The organism is Komagataeibacter swingsii (genome assembly GCF_003207895.1).
Lineage (GTDB): Bacteria > Pseudomonadota > Alphaproteobacteria > Acetobacterales > Acetobacteraceae > Komagataeibacter > Komagataeibacter swingsii.
Genome location: NZ_NKUB01000081.1, coordinates 1 through 1,331 on the forward strand (window position 1 = coordinate 1; position 1,331 = coordinate 1,331).

A 1,331-nucleotide genomic window follows, 5' to 3' on the forward strand; every position below is an offset into this window, starting at 1 on the left:
GGGAGTGTCCTGAAGTCTGTGTATCTGGCCTGGCCCATGGGTTTTCAGATACTCAAGCGGCGAAGCGCTCGCCGAACATTATGGCGAACTGGTTGCGGGCTGCAAACCATTCCCGAACATTCCGCCCGTCTTTCTCAAAGCTGCGGATCGCCAGGTAGATCAGCTTCGTTGCGGCATCGTCGGTCGGGAACGAACCGCGCGTCTTGATCGATTTGCGGATGACCCGGTTCAGGCTCTCGATGGCGTTCGTAGTGTATATGATCTTGCGGATCGCCGGATCGAAGGCAAAAAACGGGATCACTTCGGCCCATGCCCGGCGCCATGCCGGGGCGATCGACGCGTATTTCCCGGCCCATTTCTCCTCGAACGCATCGAGCTCTGCGGCCGCCATGTCAGCGGTCGCCGCCCCGTAGATCCGGCGCAGGTCGGCAGCCACGGCCTTGCGGTCCTTCCATGAGCAGAAGTTCAGGCTGTGGCGCACCAGGTGAACAATACAGGTCTGAACCATCGCCTCGGGAAAGGCGGCGGTGATGGCCTCGGGAAAGCCTTTCAGCCCGTCCACGACCGCGATCAGGATGTCCTGGATGCCCCGGTTCTTCAACTCGTTCATGACCGAAAGCCAGAATTTGGCGCCTTCATTCTCGGCGATCCAGAGCCCCAGAACCTCGCGCACTCCCTCGCGGGTGACACCGAGAGCAACGTAAACCGCCTTGTTTTTAACGGTCCGGCTGTCAGCATCGCGGATCTTTACCCGAAGGGCATCGAAGATCACGATGGGATACATCCGATCCAGCGCCCGGCCCTGCCACTCCCGGACCTCGTCCAGCACGGCATCGGTGACGCGGCTGATCAGGTCGGGAGAGACCTTCAGGCCATAAAGATCAAGCAGATGGGTCTGGATGTCCCGGACCGTCAGACCGGCGGCATAGAGACCGATGATCCTGTCGTCGATCCCGTCGATCCGGGTCTGGCCCTTCTTTATAAGCTCCGGCTCAAAGCTGCTGTCGCGGTCGCGCGGCACCGTCACCGGAAAGGCGCCGTCCTGGCCTTTCAGCACCTTGGTCGTGGAGCCATTCCGCCGGTTCGACTGGCCCGGCGGGGCAGCCTTGCCTTCCTCATAGCCCAGATGCGCGCTCAACTCTGCACCCAGCATACGCTCCATGAGCCGAATTTTCAGCTCCTTCAGCAACCCGCTGTCTCCGAGCAGGTCTTCAGGACGCTTCACGCCCGTCAGCAATTCGTCGAGGATTTCCATCGAGATGGTCATTCATACTTCCTTTCGGTGAAGTATGGACCAGATCAATTATACACAGAAGATCGGACACTCTCTC

The 1,331-nt window shown here is 59.9% G+C and carries 1 protein-coding gene; it reads right to left on the bottom strand.

Going from position 1 to position 1,331, the window contains the following annotated elements; translation table 11 throughout:
- Positions 1-52: 52 nt before the first annotated feature.
- Positions 53-1,267, bottom strand: coding sequence for an IS256 family transposase (locus tag CFR76_RS17385; RefSeq protein WP_025440022.1), 1,215 nt, complete (start codon positions 1,265-1,267; stop codon positions 53-55).
- Between the last annotated feature and the right edge of the window lie 64 nt (positions 1,268-1,331).

What these genes read in the sequence shown, in the direction of transcription:
- CFR76_RS17385 (WP_025440022.1), bottom strand. Translation starts at nt 1,267, where the DNA reads ATGACCATCTCGATGGAAATCCTCGACGAATTGCTGACGGGCGTGAAG.